A 386-nucleotide genomic window follows, 5' to 3' on the forward strand; every position below is an offset into this window, starting at 1 on the left:
TTCCGATCTGCCTTTTCGTAGTATCACGGCTTTTCACCTGGTTTTGGTTTCGAAAGAGCCATATTTAAGCGTTTTTCACGAAACCGTTTGCCCGTGTTTGTGAGAGGACGGATGAGAAAGTTAAAAAAGCTCCCCCATGTCCTAGAAGATTAAAGGACGTTTAACAACGTTTATCCGCGTTTAAATGCCTCATTAAAGGCTCTTTGGGCGTACTCTCTGAGGGTCATTCCTTCGCTCTTGGCGAGCTTCTTGAGGAGCTTCTGAGCACCGCTGCCATACTGAGCGGCCTTTTTGTCCCTCTCAGCTATCCACTTCGGAAGACCAAGCTCCACGGCAACTTCCCTGAGGATCGCTTTTCTGATGCCCTTCCTTATCTTGGCCTCGGG

Annotated in this window: 1 protein-coding gene; it reads right to left on the reverse strand. The window is 48.7% G+C overall.

The genetic code is table 11. The features are described from left to right. Positions 1 to 170 precede the first annotated feature (170 nt). Positions 171 to 386, reverse strand: a 216-nt coding sequence (locus tag E3E42_RS11820) for an asparagine synthase-related protein (protein WP_240913706.1), incomplete at its 5' end; no start/stop codon positions are given.

This window comes from Thermococcus sp. JdF3 (genome assembly GCF_012027495.1).
Classification (GTDB): domain Archaea; phylum Methanobacteriota_B; class Thermococci; order Thermococcales; family Thermococcaceae; genus Thermococcus.